This is a genomic window from Leeuwenhoekiella palythoae, from assembly GCF_020310025.1.
Taxonomy (GTDB): domain Bacteria; phylum Bacteroidota; class Bacteroidia; order Flavobacteriales; family Flavobacteriaceae; genus Leeuwenhoekiella; species Leeuwenhoekiella palythoae.
Genome location: NZ_CP084318.1, coordinates 2014067 through 2039771, shown reverse-complemented (window position 1 = coordinate 2039771; position 25705 = coordinate 2014067). Strand labels below are relative to the sequence as shown.

General features: G+C 41.3%; 19 protein-coding genes. 9 read left to right on the top strand and 10 right to left on the bottom strand.

Annotated elements, in window-relative coordinates:
* Positions 1 to 14: 14 nt before the first annotated feature.
* From LDL79_RS08705 to LDL79_RS08690, 4 genes are all read right to left on the bottom strand, one after another.
* A complete protein-coding gene (locus LDL79_RS08705; protein ID WP_225597405.1) occupies positions 15 to 1451 on the bottom strand; it encodes a SusD/RagB family nutrient-binding outer membrane lipoprotein in 1437 nt (478 codons plus the stop codon).
* Between the two features lie 9 nt (positions 1452 to 1460).
* Positions 1461 to 4904 (bottom strand): SusC/RagA family TonB-linked outer membrane protein, encoded by a 3444-nt coding sequence (locus LDL79_RS08700; RefSeq protein ID WP_225597404.1) that lies wholly within the window; start codon positions 4902 to 4904, stop codon positions 1461 to 1463.
* Positions 4905 to 4981: 77 nt separating this feature from the next.
* Positions 4982 to 5917 (bottom strand): FecR family protein, encoded by a 936-nt coding sequence (locus tag LDL79_RS08695; protein ID WP_225597403.1) that lies wholly within the window; start codon positions 5915 to 5917, stop codon positions 4982 to 4984.
* A 100-nt stretch (positions 5918 to 6017) separates the two neighbouring features.
* Complete coding sequence (locus LDL79_RS08690) at positions 6018 to 6596, bottom strand: RNA polymerase sigma-70 factor (protein WP_225597402.1); 579 nt, start codon at positions 6594 to 6596, stop codon at positions 6018 to 6020.
* Between the two features lie 227 nt (positions 6597 to 6823).
* Here LDL79_RS08690 and LDL79_RS08685 point away from each other — a divergent pair, with 227 nt between their 5' ends.
* The 4 genes from LDL79_RS08685 (at position 6824) to LDL79_RS08670 (ending at position 10194) form a co-directional block, all read left to right on the top strand.
* Positions 6824 to 7909 carry a sensor histidine kinase gene (locus LDL79_RS08685; protein WP_225597401.1) on the top strand — a complete coding sequence of 362 codons (1086 nt, stop codon included), beginning with the start codon at positions 6824 to 6826 and terminating at the stop codon, positions 7907 to 7909.
* Entirely contained in the window at positions 7906 to 8589 is a 684-nt protein-coding gene (locus tag LDL79_RS08680) for a LytR/AlgR family response regulator transcription factor (protein WP_225597400.1), read from the top strand. The genes LDL79_RS08685 and LDL79_RS08680 overlap by 4 nt, the downstream gene beginning before the upstream one ends.
* Positions 8590 to 8688: 99 nt before the next feature.
* Positions 8689 to 9441, top strand: coding sequence for a dioxygenase family protein (locus tag LDL79_RS08675; protein WP_225597399.1), 753 nt, complete (start codon positions 8689 to 8691; stop codon positions 9439 to 9441).
* Between the two features lie 108 nt (positions 9442 to 9549).
* Positions 9550 to 10194 carry a pirin family protein gene (locus LDL79_RS08670; RefSeq protein ID WP_225597398.1) on the top strand — a complete coding sequence of 215 codons (645 nt, stop codon included), beginning with the start codon at positions 9550 to 9552 and terminating at the stop codon, positions 10192 to 10194.
* A 9-nt stretch (positions 10195 to 10203) separates the two neighbouring features.
* Here LDL79_RS08670 and LDL79_RS08665 read toward each other — a convergent pair whose 3' ends face one another.
* The 5 genes from LDL79_RS08665 to LDL79_RS08645 all read right to left on the bottom strand — a co-directional run bounded on the left by LDL79_RS08665 (position 10204) and on the right by LDL79_RS08645 (position 14335).
* Positions 10204 to 10935 (bottom strand): LytR/AlgR family response regulator transcription factor, encoded by a 732-nt coding sequence (locus tag LDL79_RS08665; RefSeq protein ID WP_225597397.1) that lies wholly within the window; start codon positions 10933 to 10935, stop codon positions 10204 to 10206.
* Positions 10935 to 11951, bottom strand: a complete 1017-nt coding sequence (locus LDL79_RS08660) for a sensor histidine kinase (RefSeq protein WP_225597396.1) — start codon at positions 11949 to 11951, stop codon at positions 10935 to 10937. Before LDL79_RS08660 ends, LDL79_RS08665 begins: the two co-directional genes overlap by 1 nt.
* A gap of 120 nt (positions 11952 to 12071) precedes the next feature.
* Positions 12072 to 12404, bottom strand: coding sequence for a DUF4907 domain-containing protein (locus tag LDL79_RS08655; RefSeq protein WP_225597395.1), 333 nt, complete (start codon positions 12402 to 12404; stop codon positions 12072 to 12074).
* A gap of 87 nt (positions 12405 to 12491) precedes the next feature.
* Positions 12492 to 13484: a Kelch repeat-containing protein gene (locus tag LDL79_RS08650; protein WP_225597394.1), complete on the bottom strand. Its 993-nt coding sequence runs from the start codon at positions 13482 to 13484 to the stop codon at positions 12492 to 12494.
* A gap of 2 nt (positions 13485 to 13486) precedes the next feature.
* On the bottom strand, positions 13487 to 14335 hold the full coding sequence (locus LDL79_RS08645; protein ID WP_225597393.1) for a hypothetical protein: 849 nt from the start codon (positions 14333 to 14335) through the stop codon (positions 13487 to 13489).
* 248 nt (positions 14336 to 14583) lie between these two features.
* On the opposite strand from LDL79_RS08645, the gene LDL79_RS08640 reads away from it, so the two are divergent.
* Both LDL79_RS08640 and LDL79_RS08635 read left to right on the top strand, forming a co-directional pair.
* Positions 14584 to 15876: a DUF4270 family protein gene (locus tag LDL79_RS08640; RefSeq protein WP_225597392.1), complete on the top strand. Its 1293-nt coding sequence runs from the start codon at positions 14584 to 14586 to the stop codon at positions 15874 to 15876.
* Between the two features lie 43 nt (positions 15877 to 15919).
* Positions 15920 to 17092: a BamG family beta-barrel-assembly machinery protein gene (locus LDL79_RS08635; RefSeq protein ID WP_225597391.1), complete on the top strand. Its 1173-nt coding sequence runs from the start codon at positions 15920 to 15922 to the stop codon at positions 17090 to 17092.
* On the opposite strand, the gene LDL79_RS08630 is transcribed toward LDL79_RS08635, so the two are convergent.
* Entirely contained in the window at positions 17089 to 17928 is an 840-nt protein-coding gene (locus tag LDL79_RS08630) for an SdiA-regulated domain-containing protein (RefSeq protein WP_225597390.1), read from the bottom strand. The genes LDL79_RS08635 and LDL79_RS08630 overlap by 4 nt on opposite strands.
* A 346-nt stretch (positions 17929 to 18274) precedes the next feature.
* On the opposite strand from LDL79_RS08630, the gene LDL79_RS08625 reads away from it, so the two are divergent.
* The 3 genes from LDL79_RS08625 to LDL79_RS08615 all read left to right on the top strand — a co-directional run bounded on the left by LDL79_RS08625 (position 18275) and on the right by LDL79_RS08615 (position 25693).
* A complete protein-coding gene (locus LDL79_RS08625; protein WP_225597389.1) occupies positions 18275 to 19486 on the top strand; it encodes an MFS transporter in 1212 nt (403 codons plus the stop codon).
* A 124-nt stretch (positions 19487 to 19610) separates the two neighbouring features.
* Positions 19611 to 22358 carry a helix-turn-helix and ligand-binding sensor domain-containing protein gene (locus LDL79_RS08620; RefSeq protein ID WP_225597388.1) on the top strand — a complete coding sequence of 916 codons (2748 nt, stop codon included), beginning with the start codon at positions 19611 to 19613 and terminating at the stop codon, positions 22356 to 22358.
* 224 nt (positions 22359 to 22582) lie between these two features.
* On the top strand, positions 22583 to 25693 hold the full coding sequence (locus LDL79_RS08615; protein ID WP_072981363.1) for a SusC/RagA family TonB-linked outer membrane protein: 3111 nt from the start codon (positions 22583 to 22585) through the stop codon (positions 25691 to 25693).
* Positions 25694 to 25705: the final 12 nt, after the last annotated feature.

Genomic DNA, 25705 nt, shown 5'->3' with positions numbered 1-25705 from the left:
TATTGGATTAGCGTTTAGTTATTGTCCCACCATACTTTGGTGTTGATATTATCAGGTCCTCCAAGCAGCTCCAAGGCTTGCTGGTAATTAGCCTGATTACTGATCTGTACATCTGACGGATAGAAAAAGCGCGACGGCATCATCGCATCGTTCAGCATAGCTTCGGTGGTAGGTAATTCTGGCAGTCCCGTACGACGGAATTCAAACCACTGCTGATAATCTACAAAGTACAGCGCATAGTATTTCTGCAATAAAATCTGCTCGAGCGAACCATCATATGCAGCTACCGGATTATCAAAGTAGGCTTCGGTGGTTGTTGCACCCAGCTGGATAATCGCTGCGGTCACCCCTGCCTCATAATGTTCCTGAGCATTGGTGGTATAGCCGCGTTGCGCCATTTCGGCCTTGATGAATTCAACCTCAGCATAGGTCATTAAAAAGATCTGCATTGGGTTTTCAACCTGTGCTCGGTTTAAGGTGCTGGCATTAAACTCAAATTGAGATTCAGGTCCGGCGTAGGCACTAGGAATCCCTTTATATCCAATGGGATTATTATCTAGATCTTGTGCTCCCGTTTGAATAATGGGACGGCGCGGATCTTCAAGCGCATTCAGATTATCAACAAAAAAGGCTGCCATTTTCACTCCTAACGGAAAGTCCTGCGGACGCCCCCACGGAGAGATATTAGGCGTTACTCCGGTTACCTGAAGCACTGCAGATTCTTCAACCGTTTCAAATACCGGATAGGTTTCAGGATCGTTGATCATTGCCGTAAGCTTTTGAAACGCATTGGTTTCTGTACGGTTTGAGATACGCAGCAACAAACGCATGTGCAGCGAATTAGTAAACTTCTGCCATAGGCTTACGTCGTTAGCAAAAAGGATATCTTCGGCATATACCATATCAAGATCTTGATCATAAAGCGTATTTGCCCGTTCTAGATCGGCTAAAATAGTCTCGTAGATCAATTGCTGACTATCAAAAGTCGGATACAAATTACCTGCTTCTCCGTTTACTGCTTCGGTCATAGGTACAGGACCAAAAAGATCAGTAAGGTTTGCATAAACCCAAGCTTTAAGCGTAAGCGCTACTGCCTCATAATTAGGATCTTCAGCAGCTACTGAAGCGGTTTCCATCTCTTTGATGTTATTAAGCCATCGGTAATAATTGTACCAAGAAGAGTTCCCTATATTCTGACTCACATCATACCTGTGCAATCCACCGGAAACGCTGGGAAATGGTAAGGTAACCTGCATTAAGTCAAAGGTGATCGCGTGCGCTCTGCCAGCGTTATGACTTGCCAGCCCATAGATAATAGGATTGATCAAGGTACCCGGACTGATCTCTGCAATGCGGTTAGGGTCTTCGTTAACCTCCTCAAAATTGCCGGTACACGCGCTTAGTAACCACAATACGCTAAGACCGGTAAATAGTGTTTTTAAATTTTTCATCGTAGTGAATTATAAATTTACTCTTAGATTAAAACCATAGGTTGCCGGCGAAGGCATTTGCCCCATCTCGATTCCCGGTAAGATGGTATCTCCGTTAAGCGCAGCGGTTTCAGGATCATAGATCGGGAAGTCTGAAATGGTCGCTAGATTACGCCCAAATACCGATAGGTTAAGTGCTGTGATACCACTGTTGCCCAACCAGCGTTTAGGAAACGCATATTGCAAGCTCACCTCACGCAACTTCAAGAAAGAAGCATCAAACGAGTTTGATTCTACATTGGCTCTACGGTAGTAGCGGTTGTACCAGTCAGGCGTAATAGCTTCGGTAGTGTTAGGGCTGTAGGTGCCATCGTCATTGAGTACCACACCGTCACCTACTATGAAACCTTCTTCACGCCCCATAAACGTACTGCGCAGTTTACCCTGTTGCGTAAGTTTATGATGAGATTGAGAATAGATGATTCCGCCGTATTGCCCGTCTAGCATTATATTAAGGGTTACGGGACCTAAACTAAAACTGTTGTACAGTCCGGCTTTCCAGTCTGGGCTAGCATCGCCTATGTACTGAATTTCATCAGGGTATGCCGGGAGTCCGCCGTTATCGTAAACGATCTCACCTTCCGGAGAACGCACAAAACCATAACCATAGATCGCTGTGGTGGTCCCGCCTACTTTGGCTAATAAAGTAGCATTACCTCCTGAGCCAATTTCTTGTTGCCCATCAATACCGTCTGCCAACTCAAGTACTTTATTCCAGTTGCGAGAGAACGTGAGCGTGCTGCTCCACTTAAAGCTATCAGTGTCAAAAATCTTTCCGGTTAGGGTAAGTTCGACTCCACGGTTACGCACCTCACCAGAATTTAAAACACCAGAACTATAGCCTGTGGTAATGTCTAAGGGTACCGAAATAATCTGGTTCTTGGTAAGGGTCTCATACACGGTAGCATCCAGAATCAAACGGCTTTTGAGCAAACGTGCTTCAATACCCGTCTCATAACTCGTGGTGATCTCTGGTTTAAAGTTGGCATTGTATAAATTGGTAGGAACCGTCGCCGAGCTCGCAAAAGCGCTTTGACTGTAGTATTTACTGGTTTTATACGGATCTGTATCGTTACCCACTTCAGCAAATGAAAAACGGTATTTTAAATAATCTACCGCTTTAGGCAGGCTAAACAGTTCTGAAAGGATCACACTGGCATTCGCCGAAGGGTAAAAGAACGAATTGTTAGCGGTAGGCAAAGTACTTGACCAGTCGTTTCTTCCAGTAAGGTCCAGAAATAAAGAGTTATCAAGCGAAAGCGAAACCAAACCATAAAGGCTGTTCACCTTTTTATTGCGGTCATAGGTTTGCACAATAGGATTGTTGATTCCGTTTGCGAGTTTGTATACTCCCGGAACTACCAAACCGTTTACCGAAGCATCTGTTCTGCGGTATTTATAGTCCATTGCATTACCCCCGATCGATGCATTTAAACCAATGTTCTGAGTCAGTTGATTCTTATAGCTTAATAAGAAATCAGTATTCACCTCCTGCTTCCAGATATCCTGAGTTTCATAAAAACCTTGATTGTAGCGGTTGATGCTATACGGGCGCTGTTGCTCACGATCCTGATTGTAGGTGTTTAACGAGGCGCGTAACATTAATTCAAGATTAGGGGCGAGGTCAATATTTGTAAATACATTACCTACGATCTGGCTGCTGGCAAGCGGATTTGTAGCTTCATAAGCGATCAAAAACGGGTTATCAATATAGGAGCTGAAAGGCTGAATCTGCTGTATTTGATTTTGTCCTTCTTGCCAGATGGGACGCAACCAGTCTAAGTCTACGTTAGGATTCTGAAAAATCATAAAGTAAGCGATAGAACCGTTATTGTATCCTGTGCTCGGCAGGTTGTCACTACTGCGGTTGTTGTAATTGATCACAGAACCTATTTTAATGTGTTCTGAAACCTGATAATTAGAATTCACCGAAGCAGTGATACGCTCATAACCGGTATTGGGCATAATCCATTCGTTTTTAGAATGCCCCACAGAAAGACGCATCGAGCCTTTGTCGTTTCCGCCCTGAAGCGAAAGATTATTAGTAAACGTCACCCCGGTTCTCCAGAAATCTTTACGATTGTCTTTATAAGCACGCCACGGCTGACGTTCTAAGGATTGCCCTTCTACAGTAGGATCGTACTGAAAATATTCCTGACCGTCAAAACGCGGTCCCCAAGCACTACTGGTGCTTCCGGTATTGTTACCATCTTCAGAACCCCCGTAAGAATAATAAGGTTCGCCGGCGTCATTAAAACTTTTTCCGGTCCCCTGACCGTATTCATATTGCCAGTCTGGCCAACGCTGAATCACATCAAGGTTCACACTTGACGTGTAGGTAAGTCCTAAACCACTTGTTTTTTTACCCGACTTGGTAGTGATGATCAATGCACCGTTTGCTGCACGGCTTCCGTAAAGGGCCGTTGCACCCGGACCTTTTAATACCGTTACACTTTCGATATCATCAAGATTAAGATCAGAAATAGCATTCCCATAATCAATAGGAGAATCTTCACCAATATAACTTGCAGATGAGCCCGAAGTAGTCATCTCATTATTAACCGGAACACCGTCAACCACAATTAGCGCATTGTTTCCGTTAGGATTTAAAGAGTTATTTCCGCGTAGCGTAATTTGCTGAGAATTTAAAGGTCCGCTTCCTGAGGAAACAATATTCAACCCGGCTACTTTCCCTTTCAATCCTGAAGACCAGTTTAAAGGTACCGCCTGCGCAAGATTATCTGATTGAATAGTCGCTTGCGAGAATCCTAAGCGCTTTTCTTCACGCTTGATCCCTAAAGCCGTTACAACGACTTCATTAAGCGCGTTTACATTTTCTTGTAAAACAATGCGGATTGCCGTCCCCGGATTTGCAGCAACGGTCTGGGTTTCAAAACCCACAAAGGACACCTCAAGCGTCGCATTTGCACCAACCGCCAAGCTGAACTCACCATCAAAATTAGTAGTCACTCCGTTTGAAGTTCCTTGTTCCATTACCGTAGCTCCCGGCAGCGGCACGCCTTCTTGATCAGTTACTGTACCGTTTACCTGTTGTTGCTGTGACGTTTTAACTACGGTAATCGTATTATTGATCTGGGTGAAAGATAGGCCTGTTTGCGTGGTGATCTGTTGCAGCACCGTGCTTAATCTGGCATCATTAACAATGAGGGTCACTGCTGCGGTTTCTTTAAGCAAAGCACTGTCAAATACAAAAGTAAAATCGGTTTGTGCCTCAATCGCAGCAAAGGTTTCTTTTAGTGACGCATCTTGTAACCGGGTGGTCACAAAAACTTCGTCTATAGCTTGGTTTTTAGTTTTGGCGCTGGTAGCCATACTGACAAACAGCAGTAAAAACGCCAAAAAGTGTACTTTATGAAAGGTAGACTTTCTTAAAATTTGTAGTTTAGTTTTCATTTTTATTATGGCTATAATTTTGGATTTGTAGTCTTATTAAAATTCGACCCATTGCTGTTGCAGCAGCGATGGGTTTTTTATGGTGTAGTGTTGTTTTTTCGAATAACAAAGTGTTTTTGAGTTAGGGTATCTATTTTAAGGTTATTGATCAGTGCGATACTTTGCAGCACCGTCTCCAGTGGCTCTTCTTTAAATTTACCTGTGATCTTCAGCTCCTCGATAGTGGCATCTTCAAAATCGATCTCAACGTCGTACCAATTCTCTAGTATTCCGGCGGTTTTGGCTAGTGAGGTGTTATTGAGTGCAATGATATTACGCGTCCAAGCCCGTTGATCTTCACTGTTGGCAGCAGTAGCTACCGGTGCAGCTGCTCCTTTAAAGAGTACTTGCTGATCTTTTTTGAGAACTACTTTTTGCTTGGTTTGCCTATTTTCAACAGCTACCTTACCGCTGTTAACGCTCACACTGACTTCATCTGGCTGGTACGCATTGATATTAAAAGTCGTTCCCAAAACTTGGGTTTGTATGGCTCCTGTGGTGATGGTAAAGGGATGTGCAGTATCACGCTGTACCTCAAAATAGGCTTCCCCGGTTAAGTGTACCTGACGCGATGAGGTAAAGTCTTTAGCGTATTCTACCGAAGAATTAGCATTGAGGATTATCACAGAACCATCGGCTAGGGTAAGACTGCGTTTTTCTCCTTTTCCGGTTTGTTTAGTCACCCATTGAGACTCAAACAGCGATGTGCTAAAAGCTGCCATAGTAATGATCCCGACAAATACCGCAGCATACGCCAGTATTTTTCTATAGTGGACCGCAGGTTTTGTTGTGGTTGCGATTTTAGCTTCGATACCTTTTACAATACGCAAGCGATTTTGAGCAGAAGGCTTAAACTGTTTTTTAGGCTGTAGTTGTAGCGTATCTACAAACTGATGCAGTAGCTGTTCTTCTGCTTTGGTAGCGGTCCCCAGACGGTGTTTTTCGGCTAAGGTTTTTAATTCGTTTTGCGTCAAAATATCTTGCTTTTACAAGAGAGTCCCATTTTGACCCTAACACACGTAGTACTAAAAACGCATTTAATGGTTTGTTTAAATTGCCTATAACCTCTTTACATTACTGAAACATTAAGGTAACGATAAGCGAAAGCTCTTGTACGGGAAGATTTGATTTTAAATGCTTTAGCGCATCACTGATGTGTTTCTCAACAGTACGGATAGAAATATTAAGCTTTTGAGCGATTTCTGCATTAGAAACTTCTTCAAACCTACTCAGCATAAATACCGTTTTACATTTTGGCGGAAGTTTATCAATTTCCCGGTGCACCAAATTTTCAAAATCATCATAATCTAAATTTGCCTCTGCACGTGCGGGCATCGCGATCTGCTCCAACACCTCCTGATGCTCCTGAGTGAATTTTAAATCACGTAAATGGTTGAAGACTTTATATTTTACCGCTCTAAAAAGATAGCCTTCCAGATTGATAATACTGGTATGTTCAAGCTTTTCCCAAAGGCTTACAAACACTTCTTGAACGATATCTTCACAAATGCTTTCGTCTGCATAAATCTGATAGGCATAGCTAAACAACCGCTGCCAATAGGTTTCAAAAACACGGTCAAAACCCAGCTTAGGCTGCGTTCTAAGCAGTTGCTGTAGTTCTTGATCGTTGTTCTGTAAAACCTGATGTTGCATTTAAAATGTGCTTGCAACAAAAGAAACAAAATATAAGTACTCCCGTCGCTCCTGCAGTTTAACATTGCGTTAAGAAACCTTAGCCTACCTAGTTACCGCAATTTAAAACGGGTTTACCGCAAGCTTTAGTTGCACACCGCTTTTCTTAGTAGCTTTACGTGTTACTTGAGAAGCGCTCATTTAATTTAGAATTGATGCTTCTCAAGTGTGAACCAAACTATTAAGTCTTGAAACTACGCACCCCACTTGCACAGGTATTTATTGGGATCGTGCTGCTGAGCATTCCTTTTATCACTTCGCCTGATCTACAATCAGGGATCAAGCTGTTGCAGATCAAACCTTTTCAGTACAATTTTATAGGGTATTTATTGCTGCTGGTATTTTTCTATGTCAATTATTATGTCTTTATCCCGCAGTATTACATTCCTAAAAAATACTGGATGTTCACCGGGTTTTTGATGATCTCCTATGTGATCATTACCTATGTTCCTGATCTGTTTTTTGATATTCCTAAACCTACGGGTCCCGGTGTCGGCGGACCACCACCTCAAGGAATGCGCCCTCCTGACGGGATGCAACCGCCGGGTGGAATGCCGCCTGCAGGAGTTTCTAATCCTAATGAACCATCCACCTTGTTTAGCTTTCGCGAAAGCTATATCATTCAGTTTTTGATTGTGGCGGGACTTTCGTTATTGATGAGACTAAATGCCCACTTAAAGCAAATACAGCAAGAAAAACTCATCGCAGAAGTCTCGTATTTAAAGGCACAGATCAATCCGCACTTTTTATTCAATACGCTAAACAGCTTGTATGCGTTAGCGCTTCGGAAGTCTGACGAAGCCCCTGAAGCCATCTTGAAGTTATCAGGAATGATGCGTTACGTGGTGACCGAAAGCAAGCATACTAAAGTTCCGCTAAAGAAAGAATTTGCCTATTTAAAAGACTACGTAGCCCTGCAAAAATTGCGCTTGGCTCAAGATGTAAAACTGACCTTTACCATCACGGGAGACCCAAAACATCTGGAGATCGCGCCACTCATCCTAGTTACTTACATAGAAAATGCGTTCAAATACGGCATCAACCCCGATGAAGATTCAGAGATCATAATTAACGTTGAAGCCAAAGAAAAAGGAATAGCGCTACACGTAAGCAACCGCATTGTGGTAGACAAAACGCTGCTTCCTGAAATTTCTGAAGAAGGCCATAAAAACACCCGAAAACGTCTGGATCATTTATATCCTTCTAAATACAAATTATCTATTGATGAAGATGGGGAGATGTATCGCGTAAAGCTGTATATTGAATTGTTATGATCAAAGCAGTTGCCATAGACGATGAGCCTCTCGCGCTCCAGATCCTAGAAGCCTTGTGCGCGCGTATTGAGTACGTCAAGCTCCTAAAAACTTTTACCAGTCAGGCAGAAGCGCAACGCTATCTCAATAAATTTGAAGTCGATTTGCTTTTTCTAGATATACAAATGCCGCGACAAAATGGGATAGATCTTTATAAATCGCTTAAGCAAGAAACCAAAGTTATTTTCACCACCGCTTATAGTGAGTATGCCGTAGAAGGTTTTAATGTAAGTGCCAGCGATTATATCTTAAAACCTATTGCTTTTGACCGGTTTGAAGAAGCAGTGGCCAAAGTAAAACGCACGCTAGATCTAGAACAACAGAACACCTCAGCAAATACGCATCTAACTATAAGAGCAGATTATAAATTGTATAATATTCCGCTAGATGAGATCGTGTTTATTGAGGCGATGGATGATTATGTCAAGATCAATCGTGTAGATAAATCTACGGTGGTCGCACGTTCTACGATGAAAGGCATTCTTAAGAAACTTCCCGAAACCCTGTTTACCCGTATTCATAAATCTTTTATTGTCAACACTGCTAAAGTGGAAGCCGTACAAGCCGGAAGCATTGAAATTGCCGGCAAAGAATTTCCTATTGGCACAACGTATAAAGATCAGGTAAATAAGAATTTCTAAGCAAAAGCTTCCTGTTTACCGCAAACTTTGCCTGCTTTACCGCATCTTTTTTCTAGCCCCAACCTACTCAGCTACATTTGATCTGTAATAAAATGTATTATGGATCGTAAAGAATTTTTAAAAGGAATCGGACTAATGGGCCTTGCGGCTACCGGTGCAGGTTTATTTGCATGTTCGTCAGATAATGATGCTCTTACAGCCACCGATAGCAATACCGACTCTTCTGGAGCTACAGATGTGACCTCGACCAGTTCTGAATGTGCGGTCACCAATTCTGAAACTGCGGGACCTTTCCCTACCAACGACCCCGAAGATTTGGAGCGTGTTGATATCACCGGAGATCGCACCGGCATTGCTCTTGCCATCAACCTCGTAATTCGGGATGTGAATAATGCATGTGCCGTGCTGCAAAATGCCATTGTAGATATCTGGCATTGTGATGCCGATGGGAATTATTCTGAATATGGCGGTAGTGGAATGCAAAGCACCAATTATCAGAATTATCATTTTTTAAGAGGAAGACAAATAAGCGATGCCGATGGTTTGGTAAAGTTTCAATCTATATTCCCGGGCTGGTATAATGGTCGTGCGACTCATATACACGTGCACATCTATAATACTACCGGCACTTCATTATTAGTAACTCAAATCGCATTTCCTGAGGGAGATGATAGTGCTGTGGTTGCCGTAAACGCAGCTTCAGATTATGGATATACCAAAGGAATGTCTGGCTATACCTATAATGCTAATGATAATGTATTTAGTGATGGCGTCGCTAATGAACTTGCAACGCTTAGTGGTTCGGTGAGTGAAGGCTATACTCTGGATCATATAATTAATGTAAAAGCTTAACAATAGTTTTTTGATTGATAGTAATCTGTAGGGGATACATTCTTTTCTCCTAAAACCTCAAGTGTATCCCTGCAGATTCATCTTAAAACACCTAAAATCAGTCCTGCAATGATACCAACAGCTCAAGCTCCCGCACAATTTTATAGAAAACGCCAAGCAGATGATCGTGGTCGTGAGATTCGTGCGATTGGTAATCCCAAAACTGCAACAACTTTTGAGCTTTTTGCTGATATTTTCATTCCGCCGGGGACTATGCACAACAAATGGATCACCACCACAGGAACCTTATTTATTGTACCGCTTTTTGGCGCAATAGAATGTAATGTAAATACTGATGAAACCTTTATTCACATCAATCAGGTGGCTCAGGTTTCGGTAAAAGCAGGTACTAAGCTTCGGTTTAAAAATGTGTATCCTGATCATAGTGTACGCTTCTTACTGTTTTTGATCAAAAGCGATTCCACAGTTCCTTTCCAAATTCAAGACTATACGCTTAAGGCTATAAATAAACTGCACAACCTTGACGTACAAGCTTCTTTAGCAGTACATTTAGGACAGTTTGAAGGTCGTGAAGAAACCGTTTACCATTATAAAAAGGAGAACACCTCGGTCTTTGCGTACGTGTTACAGGGCGCTTTTGAATTTCAAAACCGACTCGTAGAAACTGGCGAAGGAATTTGCCTCTGGGATCAGCAAGCGATAGCTTTAGAAGCACTGGCCAACAATGCCTACTTGGTGCTTATTGAATTTTAGTAAGATCGCTTAAGAAATATTAAGCTGTTTTAATACCTCTTCTTTATAGGTTTCCCCGATGGGAATGCGAATATCTCCTATTAAAATCTTGCTTTTCTGCACCGCTCTTATGGCGTTTATATTCACCACATAACTGCGATGTACACGTAGAAAATGACTTCCGGGCAATTTGTCTAAAAGCTCTTTAAAACTACTGAGCGTAAGAATGGCCTTATCACCCTGATTGGTATAGATTTTTATATAATCTTTTAAGCCTTGTAGGTATTTAATATCTGCCGTATTGATCTTGATATTCTCATATTCAGATTTTACAAAAATAAAATCGGGTAGATTTTCCTGCGGAACCGCAAGCGTAGCATTTGCCTTAATTTCTGTAGGTTTTTGCCCGGCTTCGTGCTTTTCTTTTGCACGGGCGATCGCCTTAAGAAATCGCGGAAACGGCACTGGTTTCACTAAATAATCTGTGGCATTTAGATCGAAGCCTTCCAGAGCATATTGCGGATAAGCCGTAGTAAAAATAAACTGTGGTAAACGGTCTAGGGATTTCACCAAGTCAATGCCCGAAAGATTAGGCATCTCGATATCTAGAAATACGAGGTCTATCGCCTCTTCGCTCAAAATGCGTATCGCCTCAAGCGGATTAGTACATCGCGCAACCAGTTGCACCCCTTCTACTTTTTCTAAGTACGAAGAAAGCACATCTAATGCTAAAGGCTCATCATCTACCAGTATGCAACGCATTAATCTAAATTTAGTTTCAAATGTACCACAAATTTTGAGTCTTCTTCATACACCTTCAGGTGGTGTTTCTCTGCGTAAAGCAATTCGAGTCGGTCTGTGGTATTTTTCAGTCCAATTCCAGAGTTATGTTGGTCGCGTTTTCTAGCGCCAATGAGGTTTCGGCATTCAAATTCTAGGGTTTGGTCTTTAACAGTGATCACAATGCGTACTTCGGTATTTCCTTTATAATCGGTGCCGTATTTAAAGGCATTTTCTATAAAAGAAATCAGCAGCAGTGGTCTGATTTTCTGGTGGGTTACCGCCCCGTGAATATTGAGGGTGACATTCTCATTATTCGCGATACGCAAGCGCTGCAGCCGCACATAATTTTGAGTATAGGCCAGCTCGTCAGCTAATGCTACAAATTCACTATCTGCTTGATACAACATATAGCGCATAAGTTCAGAAAGCATAATCACCGCTTCTGAAGCTTCTTCAGATTTTGCATTGATCAGCGAATAAATACTGTTTAAGGAATTGAATAAAAAATGCGGACTCAATTGATTTTTGAGGTAGTGCAGTTCGGTACGGGTTTTAAAAGCTTCGATCTCTTTTTCTTCAACCAAACTTCGGCTCCACTCTTCATAGACTTTTACTGCAGTGCCGATCACCACAAAACTCAAGGAAATAAAAAAAGGAAAAAGGAATTTTAAAATATTGAAAAATGGCGGTTCGGGACCTAGAGGTCTTAAAGGTTTACGCATTCCTTCCGGCGGCTGATCTACAATTACAAACTCGCGGAAACACAGCATTATCGCCAGTGCTAAAACGATACTAAGGATATAAGTTTTGGTTTTTTTTCGCAATAAAAACCGAGGCACTAATACCGAATAGTTCAAATAAAACAACAGCATATTAAGTACTAATGCCGAAGCTGCAAACATAGGAAAGCGCTCTGCGTTCCAATAAATCTCAACGGTGAGCAGACTTAAAAATATAAGCCAGACTCCTGCGTGAAGTAGTACTTTTCTAGACATAAGCGCTGCTTGATTAAATTCTGTGGGTTTTCAAGAGTAACTACGAGCTAAAATCAAGCCTGTTACAAGCAATTGTTAATCATCAGATATCCGAGCATTCAATCTCGGCTATCGTCTAAGCTATTGGTTGCAATCTATAAGTACACCCAACTCTTGAAGTTCTTGCCGGGTGATTGCCGGATTCAGCTTCCGGTTGATCTTTTGAAGTACCAAATCTCCTACTCGTTCTGCATCGGTTGCTGAGCAAAAGCCTTGTTCTTTAGCAATTGCAGGAATATGCTCTTGTCGTATGAGAATCTGACCGTGATCTATGATGGCATAACCAAAGCCACTTTCGGTCTCAAAAACGTGCGTGTACACGGTTTGCTCTTCATTAATAAACCACAACACACCTGCTATAAGCACAATGCATAAGGTTATCCCGGTATAAAGTAATCCTGCTCGTAAACGCATCTTAATAGTGTATATAAAAAACCCGGGGTGCTAAAACTTCTCTGTACATTATAAAAAACACCCCGGGGAAACAAAAAAACTCAATTATTAATCTTCATCATCGTATTCTTCCTGCGGAAACAACTCATAGGCATCATCGAGGTACAAACTACCTGATCTTCCCAGAGCCACAAAGCCACGCGTTCCGGTAGTAAAGCTTACCGCATCTTGTCTCGCGGTGGCTTCAAGCGCAGTAATATTTTCCCATTCATCACTTAGCGGGTCATACTCCCAAGTACTGGCAATAGCACCACCGCTGTAACCGGCCACTACGTAGCCTAAACCATCTATGCTAAAGCTCACTGCATTAGATCTGGTGATGGCATAATCATCCTCTTCATCCAGGTCGGTAAGGCGCGTCCAGGTATCTGCTGAAGTATCAAAACTCCAGAAATCAGTTAAATAAAGTCCGTTGCTTACGCCCGTTCCAAAGTAGATCAAACCGTTAAGTTCAAAAGCGGTTGCATCGCGGCGTTTATCGCCACCAAAACCTACTAACTCTTCCCAGCTGTCTGTTGCTGGATCATATTTCCAGAAATCCTTTTTATCGTTATCTCCGTCATAGCCTGTACCTAAATATCCATATCCAGAACCACTAAACGCGGTTGCGGCACGGCGTACTCCCCCGCCAAAATCGGCTTTCTGCGTCCAAACATTACTGTCAGGATTGTACTCCCAGAAATCAGCGAGTTCAAAATCACCATCATATCCTGTGCCTACATAGCCTAAACCGTCTAGTTCAAAACCCTTTGCACTACTACGCGCCGCACCCGGAAAATCTGCTTTTTGTACCCAATAATCATTTTCAATATCATATTGCCAAAAATCGGTTAGGTAATCGTCTCCATCGTAACCAGTACCCATATAACCGTAGCTTCCTATGGTAAATGCAGCCACATTACTGCGGGGAACACCGTCAAAAACAGAGCGTTGTTTCCAGTTTCCGCGATCTCCAGAATCATCACTGCTACAGCTTCCCAGAGCCAGAGCACAAAGTGCGGTAAGCGTTAATACTATTCGATTGTTAGTCATGCGTTTCATGTTTATTGTTTTGAAAAATTGAATTTAATTCCGGTAGAAAAAACAGGCCCGGCGCCCATATTTAAGGTGTTTACTGCGTGCTGGGCACTATCGTAAAACTTCAACTCGTTTTGGAATAAATACCCGGCGCTTAAAGAAAAAGACCACATAGCGTCTATGGTATATGCATAATCAAGCGCTAGTTTTTGACGGGCGATCCCTACTTGATTTGCTGTTTGCGTAGCAAAATCAACAGTTTGCGGCACATAGAAATAATCACCCTCAAAATCAAAATGCGTACTCAAGGTGCTGCTTTCGCTTAAAGCATAGCTGATACGACTCTCCGGGAAACCTAATTGTAAATAAAACTGATGGGTAGAGACGGCTAATTCTACCAAGGGTAAGAGTTCTCGATCTCCCAGAGGGGTATCATATTGTACACCCAGCCTCAAATGTACCGGAAACGTTTTAAAAGTATATTGAAGCGCTGCTGCTCCTGTTAATACGGTTTCATTAGCGTTGATCCCCGAAGCCCAAGACGCTTCTCCCCAGGCATCAAGTTGCCATTGATCATCAAGTGAATGGGTTGCATCAACACCCGCAAAAAAATTGTTTACATTATCTACCGGGTGTGTATTAAAAGTCATGCTCTCCCAGAATTCAAAATCATAATTGCGCAAGCCTATTGTGGGTTGCAATTGCACAGTACCAAAATCTAAGGGCACCTTCAGAGCGGCCTCAACCTGTTGTGCTGAAACGCGCTGATTGCTCGCCGGTATAAGCGCATAATCAAGTTCAGCTTGGAATACGCTGTCCTGACTGTAGCCTATCGTATGTGCAATCAAAAAGATCATAATGAAATACCTGTGCATTTTTGAATTCTAATTTTGACCAAAACTACCGGCGGAATTTCAGTCTAAAAAAAATAGTAGATGAGCCCAGCAAATGCCTCTACCCACCCCGGTATTTTACCGATTAACCTCGCGCTTCCTTGTTTGTAGGGTAAAACTTGGCGTTGAGGGTAGCTTTTTACCGATTGGTCTATTGTATTTGAGCAGCCCAAACCTGCCTGCTAGGTTTGCCCAAAATTCAACAGCCTATGTTTACTAAATGCATACAGATGCTTTGCCCGCTGGGCGTCTTGCTCTTGTTATTGACCTCTTGTGCGCAAGACGACTCGAGCTTTCCTGTAGGGGAAGATTGGGTAGAAAGCGATACACGTGTACTTTATATAGACACGATGACGGTAAGCAGCAGCACTTTTAAATTTGATTCGGTGCAGGTTTCTTCTACAGATCGCCTTCTACTGGGTGCGTATACCGATCCTATTTTTGGCAAAACCACCAGTAAGATTTTCACTCAATTGTCTAACAGCACGTATACTTTAGATAGTGATGCAGTCTTTGATTCTATAGCGCTGATCCTTAATTATGATGATTATTTTTATAATGACACTACTCAAGTGCAGCGCTTAAAGATCCACGAAGTGCTTCAGGATATTAAAGCCACAGAGGATGGTTATTTTTATAATACCACTTCTTTTAATTATGATGAAAATACGGTAGGAGATGTACAGTTTGTACCGCGCCCCATTGATGAAGATTCGCTACATCTGCGGCTTGATGATGACTATGGCCAACTTTTGTTCTCGGAAATTCAAGAGAATGAAATCAACAATGCCGATGAATTTTTGCGCTATCATCGCGGACTCCTTTTAGATCCGGGAAGCGACAATACGACCATTCTAGGCATATTACCTACCAGTACTTTGCGCATTTATTACTCGCTTCCTAACGAAGTTGAAGTTGACGAAAGTGAGTCTTTTGATATGACCTTTAACAGTAGTTATACTTTTCACAACATCAGTAGCGAGCGTGATGACACCTATTTTTCAACATTAGAAGAACAGGAAGATGAGGTTGCCTCTAGTGCTACCAATATGATGAGTTACGTGCAAGGAGGCGTAGGCCTGGCCACACGTATAGATATTCCTAACCTTGCCGGTTTGGATTATATAGAAGGTAAAGGCACCTTGTTGAGTGCTAACCTTGTGATCTCTCTTAATACCGCTACCGAAAGCACTTCGTTACCGGCACAAGAAACCTTGTCCTCTTATATCATAGATCAAAAAAATGTAGCGCTGGGAACCCTTTATGATTACGAAGGAAGTGAGGCTACCGCCAGCATTGCAGCAGAGTCTGATGAATTTTCGCAACGTACTTACGCGCTTCCTATTCATTATTTCTTAGATGAAAAACGCACCGATTCTAATGGAGACAACTGGTATTTAGCCCTAGTTGATCCCGAAAACAACCAGTCGGTTAACCGCTATGCATTCTTTGGAGAGCACGCGGCAGACGACGATCTCAAACTTCAAATCATACTTATATACGCGGTTTATGACGATGAATAAATGCTTTACAATCGCTTTTTTGATATTGGCAACAAGCAGTCTTTTGGCACAGACCAACGCGCTTTCTAATTCCCCTTACTCCGTTTTTGGTATTGGTATCCCTAATACCTTTACCACCGGAAAAACAAATGCGTTGGGAGGTGCCGGGATTGCTTTAAAATCAGACAATTCGCTTAACAACCTCAACCCCGCCTCACTGGGTGCAATGCCTTTAAAACACTTCTATTTTGACATAGGCTATAAAACACAACTGTATAGTTTGAGTCAAGGCGCGGGGAGTTCTAAACAAAGCAATTCAACTTTTTCTAATCTGGCGATGGCGTTTCCGGTGACTAAGAAGTCGGCTGTAAGTGTGGTTTTATCGCCTTATACAAATGTGGGTTACGACATCACCGGAATTTCTAGAAGTATTGAAGGCTCCACTTCATTTTATACCTCAGACGTCACTGCAAATGGTTCGGTTAATAGTCTTGATCTCAATTACGGGTACAACTTTTTTGACCGGTTGCGCCTAGGGGTGACAGGCTCTTATTTCTTCGGAAAAACAGAACAAACCGAGTACAACAGCATCGTAGGGTATGCGCTAGACATTCAGCGTGAAAATAGGTATAATGGTTTCCGTTTAGGAGCAGGTTTGCAATATGATGTAACCGAAAGTATTTCGATAGGATCAACTGTAAAATTACCCACTGCTTTAGAAGCGACACAAAACAGCATCATCACTCAAGATTATGATGATGCAATCACCGAAGAAACTTCGGTTAAAGATTTTGATTTACCGCTAGAAATGGGTTTTGGTACTGAATTTAAATTTGGTAAAAGCTATGCCGTATATGCCGATTATACCAGAAAATTATGGTCGCAAACCGAACAAGAATCTTCGCTCAATACCTACAAAGATCAGGACAGTTTTAAAGCCGGACTAAATTTTACACCGCGTCCCGGTGGTTTATATTATTGGCAAAATGTAGAATATCGTGCCGGTGTTAATTACGACACAGGCTACCTGAACATAGCCGGTAGCGATGTCTCAAGTTATGCGGTAAGCGTAGGTCTGGGATTGCCGGTGAGCCGAAGCGGATCTAAGCTGAACCTGATGTATTCCTATGGAAGAAATGGAGAAATCGCAAACGGACTTATTCGCGAGAATATTCATTCTTTATCGCTCAATTTTAGCCTGGACGGTATTTGGTTTATGAAACCTAAATACAATTAGTCTAACTCCACTTGATGAATATTTGCTGTGCCTCCGTGTGCCTCATTTGAAATAAACAATGTACCATCAGGACTAAAAGTAATGCCTTCGGGTTGCGCAAAATCGTCTTTATCCAGTTCGTACACTTTTTTAATCGCATACGTCCTGTCCAAAATAATGAGTTTTGGGTTGACTCCTTCTAACATATAAATTTCACCGGTTTTAGGATGAATCGCTAAATCTGAAGGTCTGAAAGTTCGGTAGGCTTTATTCTTTTCAAATTTCTTAAACGCCTTGTCTTTCATATCTATTCTCGCTACCAGATCAGGCAACATTAAATGCTGTTTGAGATCAAAAGCATAAATCCCCTTTATATCTTCATCGTTAGGGTCCAGATCTTTGGGAGCGGTCAACAAGCGCTGGTTTTTTGCATCATAGGATAACGTCTCTACGTTGTTTTTATGTGACATCGCAGATTGATAGGTTTTGGTCACGGGCTGCGCCGTTGCATAATTCTGAATTTCAAACAGCAAGCCGTCGCTGCGCATCACATAAGCATCCTCACCGGTAACAGCAATGCCCTCATAATCGCCATCGTCTGCAAACTCAATGGTTTTATCAATCTTATTTTTTGCCAAATCATAGATGTAGATCAACCCATCTTCATCTTCAACAGCGGCGATTTTAGCATCACTTACCCAGGCAATCCCCGAAACTTCTTCTAACGCATCAGGAAGCTCCCATGTTTTTACAATCTCTAGAGTGTTTCCTTTTTTCTTTTTGGGTTTGGGCGATTCAAAGGTTCCAAAAGTGAGTAGCGCGATTAATAATGCCGAAGTATAGGATATAAAATTCATTGTATTATAGTTTAAAGAAGCCTGAAAAATTCAAGGCTGTAAACCAAAAGCGCATTGTAGCTTCTCATAGGCTTACAAGAACAAAGTTCGCAAGCACCGTTTTCAATTTTCTTAAAAGGGTGCAAATGTTATGCCTTGCCGTACTAAATTCTCAAAAAACCTGATTTTAAATACAATTGCTATAAAGTCTTTGAAAGATCGCGCTTTAAATTTCAGATTATATAAAAATGAAAAGCTGAACCCAAGTTTGACTCGTAACGTGTACACGTTTTTTAATTTTGTCATTACCAAGATGTAAATTCCATCGCGGTAGAGAACCTTTATCGACACCAAAAAAAGCAGCATTGTGAAAAGCCTGGCTTATTTTCTGAGAACTAATTTTAAGACAGTAAGTTTTGGTTGGGTGTTGACCTTTCTCTCCAGTTTTGGCCAAACTTTTTTGATCTCACTGTATGTTCCCGAACTCATCAAAACCTTTGCTATTTCAGAAGGAACTTTTGGAAGTATTTACGCGCTGGGTACCGTGATCGCTTCGGTGGTGCTCATAACCGTTGGACATACTATAGATCATAAACCGGTAAAAAAAGTGGTATTTCTCAACTTTATCGGTCTTATCCTAAGTTGTTTGTTGCTGAGTTTTTCTGCGTATCACATCGCACTTTTAATCATCGCTATGATAGGTTTGCGACTAACAGGGCAAGGTATGCTCAGTCACATTAGTCAGACGGTTATGTCTCGATTTTACGGTGCAAATCGCGGAAAAGCGCTTAGTATTGCAGCTTTGGGATTCCCGATGGGCGAGGCCATTTTCCCAATTTGCATCACCACTTTAATAGTAACTTTTGGGTTTGAGGTTGCAGCACAGGCGAGTGCCGCTTTTTTGATTTTATACTTGTTTCTGCTTTCCTTTAGAGATCTTAGTTATTTTGATACCGAACAAAGCATCGCACAAAAACCTTCTTTAAAAATATTGGCAAAAGACTTTGGCGGAATCATCAAAGACCGCCGGTTTGCTATTATGATGCCCTCTACATTTATGCTGAGCTTTACATCTACCGCAGTATTTTTATATCAATATACGTTTGTGGAAGAAAAAGGCTGGTCAGTATCGCTATACGCTGCATTTTTTACCGGTTATGCCATCACACGCTTTGTGATGTCGATCGTTGGCGGGTTATGGGTTGACAAATTCACTGCAAAAAAACTCTATCGCTTTTTTCTAATTCCGCAGGCTTTAGGCCTCTTGCCGTTTGCTTTTATGGACAGTATTATCGGCGCGCTTCTATTTTTGATCGCGACTGGTATTACTACCGGAGTAGCAGGTACGGTAAAATCTGCAGTTTTAGCCGAAGTATACGGAACTCAAAAGTTAGGTGCCGTGAACAGCTTGTTCTCGATGTCTATGATTTTAAGTACCGCAGCGGCACCACTGCTTATAGGCTTTTTAATTGATCAAGGAGTCGCTTTTCCTTATTTGATGCTAACGCTCTTCGGCTTGCTTGTTTTAGCTATTCTGAACTCGCAACGCCTGGGTAGCGTTCCGCCGGCTAGTTTGTAGTCTTATAAAGTAGCGCCAAAAAGTGTAACAGGTTTTGGGGTTTTAATAATTTTGCCAAAACCGTATAGGAATTCCGTAGTACCATTCAGAATTCAATCGATATCGTAATTGTTCATTTTTGAGAATGTTTTTAAAACTCCATTATAGATTTGTATTTGTAGCGCTTGGTTTGCTTCTAAGCCTTTGCGCTTCTGCACAAAATTTTCTTCCGCCGGTTACCAACTACAACAGCACTACTTATAATGCTGCCAGCCAAAACTGGGGATTAAGCACCGATAGTGACGGAACGCTTTATGCCGCAAATAACGATGGCCTATTGCGCTTTGATGGTGAACGCTGGGAAGTATTTACCTTGCCTAACAAGACCGCGATTCGATCTGTGTTTTGCATCAAAGACCGCATTTACACCGGCTCTTATGAAGAGTTTGGCTATTGGACCGAAGATGCCTACGGCAGCCTGCAATACACATCGCTTTCTAAACTCATCTCGACCACATTTGCCAATGAAGAATTCTGGCAAATCACCGCTTGGCAAGGCGCAATCGTATTTAGATCTTTTGGTAATTTATACGTTTACAACGGCCAGACCATTACTACGCAAAGACCGCAAACCATCATTACCGCTATGCAGGTGCATAATGATAAGCTGCTGTTAGGTTCTAATTATGGGGAAATTTTCGAATTTGATCAAGACCGTTTTCAGTCTTATGCCGAGAATAGCATAAGCGCGAGTTCTATCATTGAGTTGAGCACTTATGATAATCAGCTCTTAGCAGGCACGCGACGCCAAGGTATTTATAGCTTAAAAAATGGTGTGTTCTCACCTTGGGGCTCCGAAGCGTTAAAGGCATTTCTGGCAGTCAACGAACTAAATAAAATTCAGCCGGTAGATCAGGATCTTGTCATTCTGGGTACGGTTAAAGGCGGTATTCTTTATTACAACCCAAAGACCGGAGCCTTAAAAAATCATTTTAGACAAAATGGTTTGCAAAACAACACCGTACTCTCTTTGCATAAAGACCGCTCCAAGATTTGGATTGGTCTTGACAATGGTATTGACGTGGTGGTTCCTAACACAGCGATTCAATATTTACTGGACAATACAGGCCAGCTGGGTGCTGTTTATGATATTGCTTCGCTTGACGGAAGTTTATATGTTGGCAGCAATACCGGAGTACATAAAATAACCGAACAAGGTATTTTCTTTATTCCCGGCTCTCAAGGTCAGGTATGGAGCTTAACCAAGATTGAAGGGCGTTTGTTTGTAAATCACAATCTCGGTTTGTTTGAACTGAAAAACGATGCTCTAAAATTGGTTTCAGGAATATCCGGAAGTTTTGGCCTTACCGCGATTCCACAACCGTCATCCTACTTTAATACTACTTATAACGGGTTGCGTAAATACACGTTGACCGAAGGTACGCTCCTAAATCAACCCCTAGCCGAAGGTGGTGGAGCGCCGGTAGAACACGTGATTTTTGAGGATCAAAACTACTTTTGGGCAGCGCATCCTTATAAAGGTTTTTACAGAGCACAGTTGAATAATCAACAACAACGTATTGAAAACAAAGAGTCTTACATAGACTATGAAGCCCTAGCAGCTTACAAAACCGAAATACATAAGCTAGAAGGTGAAATCGCTTTTTATAATGCCGGTTCGTGGTACCGCTACAATAGTATAAGTGATACTCTCGAGGAATTTGAAGATCTCAAAGCCTATACTTCTTATGCCCTATTGAGCAATCAAGACAACAGTTATTGGTTTAAAAACCGAAACGGAGCCGGACTTATTTATACCAATTTTAGTTCAGATAGTATTTTTATCGAAGAACCGCTACTGGAATCTCGCATCATTAAGAATTATGAAAAAATCGTAAAGCGTAACGATAGCATTTATTACATCACCTTAAACGAAGGTTTTGCCCGACTCAATCTGGCTCAACTTCAGCGAAACAACGCAAACCAGAATCTTAGTACACCACTTCTGAATAGCATCAAAACCAACAATAAAGCTTTAGCCCTTGATCAAAGTATTGAAATTCCGTTTAAAGAAGCAGGACAGATAGAAATAGCTATCGCAGCACCTCAATTGCACAACCCCAAATTCTTTTACAGCTTATCGAATGGATTATCAGGTCAATCTAATGGAACTCTGAATTTTCAAAATTTACAGGCCGGAAGCTACACCTTAAAGATCTGGCCTGAACTTAACGGGCAACGCGGGGATCAGCCGTTAAACGTAACCTTTTTGATCAAAAGACCGTGGTACTTGTCTAATTTAATGATCGTGGTGTATGTGCTCTTGTTGTTTGGTGTGATCTTCTTGGTGGCTTACATCAATAAACAAAAACTGAATAAACACCGAAGAGAACTAGAAGAGCGACTGGTAAAAGAACAAGAGCGTAAAAATCAACTCGCTGAGCGCAATAACCTTCTTGAAGAAATCAACGCTAAACGTAAAGAATTGGCCAACACTACATATTTAGCAGCCAAACGTAATAGCAGTCTGATCGATATTAAAAATGATCTTGAAGCTGTTAAGGATAAAGGTGACAATCAAAAGAAGGTAAATTCTATTCAAAATAAGATCAATCACATTATTGACGCCAAAGACAACTGGAAGGTTTTTGAGACAACGTTTAAAGAAATCAATAATGATTTTTTCCAGCAATTATTAGAAAATCACCCTACGCTTAGCTCCAAGGATTTAAAATTATGTGCCTATTTAAAAATGAATTTAAGCACTAAAGAAATTGCTCCGTTAATGGCAATTTCGGTTCGCGGAGTTGAAATTCATCGGTACCGTTTACGTAAAAAATTGGACTTGAAGAGCGGTAAAAATTTATCAAAATATCTTATTAAAAATTATTAAATTCTCATACTTCAATTGCTTATTTCAAGCAATTATACTTTCTCATTACTACATCAAACGCTTTTACGAAAACGTTATAACTCAAAATTTAAATTTACAAATAATTAATTATCAATTATTTAATTCATTTTAACAAGTTGATGTATTTATTATGTACCAATATTAACTTATAACTCTGCTATATTGACCCAAATTTCACATAAAACAAACTCAAACTTTAGTGTATGAAACTTAAAATAACCCTTCTGTTTCTTTTGTCGCTGATCACATTTAGTGTGAGCGCACAGGAGACAAAAACAGTTACCGGTACAATACGCGATACTCGCGATGTACCTCTTCCGGGAGCAGAACTTAAAGTCGTTGACAAAAACGAATATGCTGTTACCGATTTTGACGGAAACTACTCCTTAGAAGTTGCTGTTGGAGATCAAGTACGCATCACGTATTTAGGCTTCCAAACGCAAACGTTTTCTATTACTAATGACGATGTTTATGACATCGCGTTGCAAGATGAGTCTAGCGAACTAGACGAAGTTGTTGTAGTAGGTTATGGTAATCAAAAGAAATCTGATATTACAGGAGCTATTGTTTCTGTTGATAGTGAAGAGATTACTAAGCAACCTGCAACTTCAGCATTGACCTCAGTGCAAGGTAAAGTTGCCGGTGTTAATATTATCGCAAACGATGCACCTGGTTCTACACCTACCGTTTTAATGCGTGGTTTAGGTACTGCAGAAGGTGGTAGATCACCACTATATATTGTAGACGGTCAGCCTTTGTCAGACATCACAAGTATCAACCCTAACGACATTGAATCAATCGATTTCTTAAAAGGGGCTTCGTATGCTAACATTTACGGTATACGCGCTGCAAACGGGGTTATTTTAATCACCACAAAAAGAGGTAAACAAGGAAAAACCATCTTTAACTTCGAATCGTATTATGGTGCTAAAACCATATTGAACCCGGTTAAGATGGCTAATGCTGACCAGTACATTCAGTACTTCAATGAAGAAAGTGCTGCAAACGGAGGTTTCTTACTTCAGCAAAATCAGCGTTACAATACAGATTGGTATGACGAATTGCTACAAACCGGAACCATCAACAACAACAGCTTTTCGGTATCAGGAGCAGGTGAAAATATTGACTACTTCTTAAGCTACAACCTGTATCAAGAGAAAGGTATTCTTGAAGATCAGAAATATAATCGTGGTACCATTCGTAGTAATAATACCTACCATTTATTTAACGACCGTTTACGTTTTGTACAAAACTTAAACGTGGCATATACCAATGAAACTCCAAAACCTTTTGGAGCTTTTAGTACAGCATATCGCCAGTCGCCGTTAGTACCGGTACGTTATGACAACGGACGTTTTGGTCAATCTTTTGTAAACCAATCTACAGGAGTTGTAGGATTTACTACGCAACCTGGAGAAACACTTGGTCGCTTAAATTCTCACGGAAACCCTGTTTCTCAGGTTTATTACCAAGATCAGCAAATTAACACCACTAGCCTGCAAGGGCAGATTGCTGCTGAATTAGACATTACAGATGACTTAATGTTGACCACCCGTTTTGGTGCGACCAAATACTATGCTACCAGCAAATCATTTACAGACATCAGAGATCAGTGGTTAAATGCAGATCCTAACCGTACCGAAGCATTTTTTGATGCACAGCGTGTTCCTGATGAAGATGGTGTGGTGTCTACAGAGTATGCAAACAACTCATACACCATAAGACGTACAGAATCTTATCGTTGGAATATTGAAAGCTTCCTTACCTACGACAAGACTTTTGACAAGCATAACTTGAGCGCAACCGTAGGTATCAGCCGCGAGAACTATCAAGGTGGAGAATTCACTGAATCTCAGGCTTACGATGTGGAAGCTGATCCTAACCTGCGTAACTTCAATTTAAGAACAAGTCAGTTATTTAATGACAATGTAACCGGAGATACTTATCAGAGCACTAACCTACAGTCTTATTTTGGTCGTGTAGAGTATAACTACGATCAGCGGTATTATGTACGTGCGGTATTAAGACGTGATGGAACCAGTGATTTTGCTACCGGTGAAAACAATTTCTTCGGTTATTTCCCTGCGGTAAGTTTAGGTTGGACAATGACCAACGAAGCCTTTATGGAAGACAACGGCGTGTTAGACAACTTAAAGTTCTTTGCAGGTTGGGGTAAATTGGGTAACCAAGCGATTCCATTTAACGTACAGTCGATCAACAGAGGTGACGGAAGCCGAAATACCAACTATGTTTTTGGTCCTACACAGAGTTTAATCGTAGGTTCTGCATTAGGAACTCCGGCAGTACCGCTTTCTTGGGAGGTGACTGAAGAATTTGAAGCAGGTTTTGACTTTGCATTATTCAATAGAAAACTTTCGGGTACTATTGATTATTACAACCGTCTGAACACCAATGCCATTTTAAATGTACGTCCGCTTTTAAATTCAGAATATGCTAATAACTATTTTGATGAAGCAGCAGAGATCTCAAACTCTGGTTTTGAATTCTTACTGAACTGGAGAGATCAGATAGGTTCTGACTTTACCTATAATATTGGAGTAAACCTTTCTACTAACAAAAACCGCGTTCAGAACGTGAAGCCTGCTTATGACGGTGCTATTGGTGGTAGTTTAGGTAATGGTCGTATCACCAAACGTCTTTCTGAAGGCGAGCCTATTTTTGCGTGGTGGATGTATGAAGCAGATGGCGTATGGCAAACACAAGAGGAGATTGATAACAATACTTCTATTGCCGGTGCAGCACCTGGACATTTACGCTATGTAGATCAAAACGAAGATGGAATCATTGATGACCGCGATAAAAAGCACTTCGGGTCTTATATCCCAACTTACAATTACGGTATCAACATTGGAGCCAATTACAAAAATTTTGACTTAAGTGTTTCTGGTTTTGGTGTAGGTGGAAACAAAGTTTATAACGGTCTTTACAACACCAGAATTGGTGGTGAAAATATTTCAGAAGAGATTTTTAATAACAGATGGACAGGACCGGGATCTACCAATGTACACCCTGGAGCAGACCGTGATGTAGAAGCATCATCATACTACTTAGAAGATGGTTCTTACTTTAGAATCAACAACATCACCGTAGGATATACAGTGCCAGAGATCACTAATTTTATCAATAGTGCTCGCCTGTATGTAACGCTTCAGAATCCATTTATGTTCACTAAATACTCAGGATTCACTCCAGAGTTGAATCAAAATGGAGATCCAACGAATACAACGGGTATTGAGCTTTCTGCTTATCCTAACACCCGCTCATTTATTGTAGGAGCAAACTTCAAATTATAAAAACAAAGTACT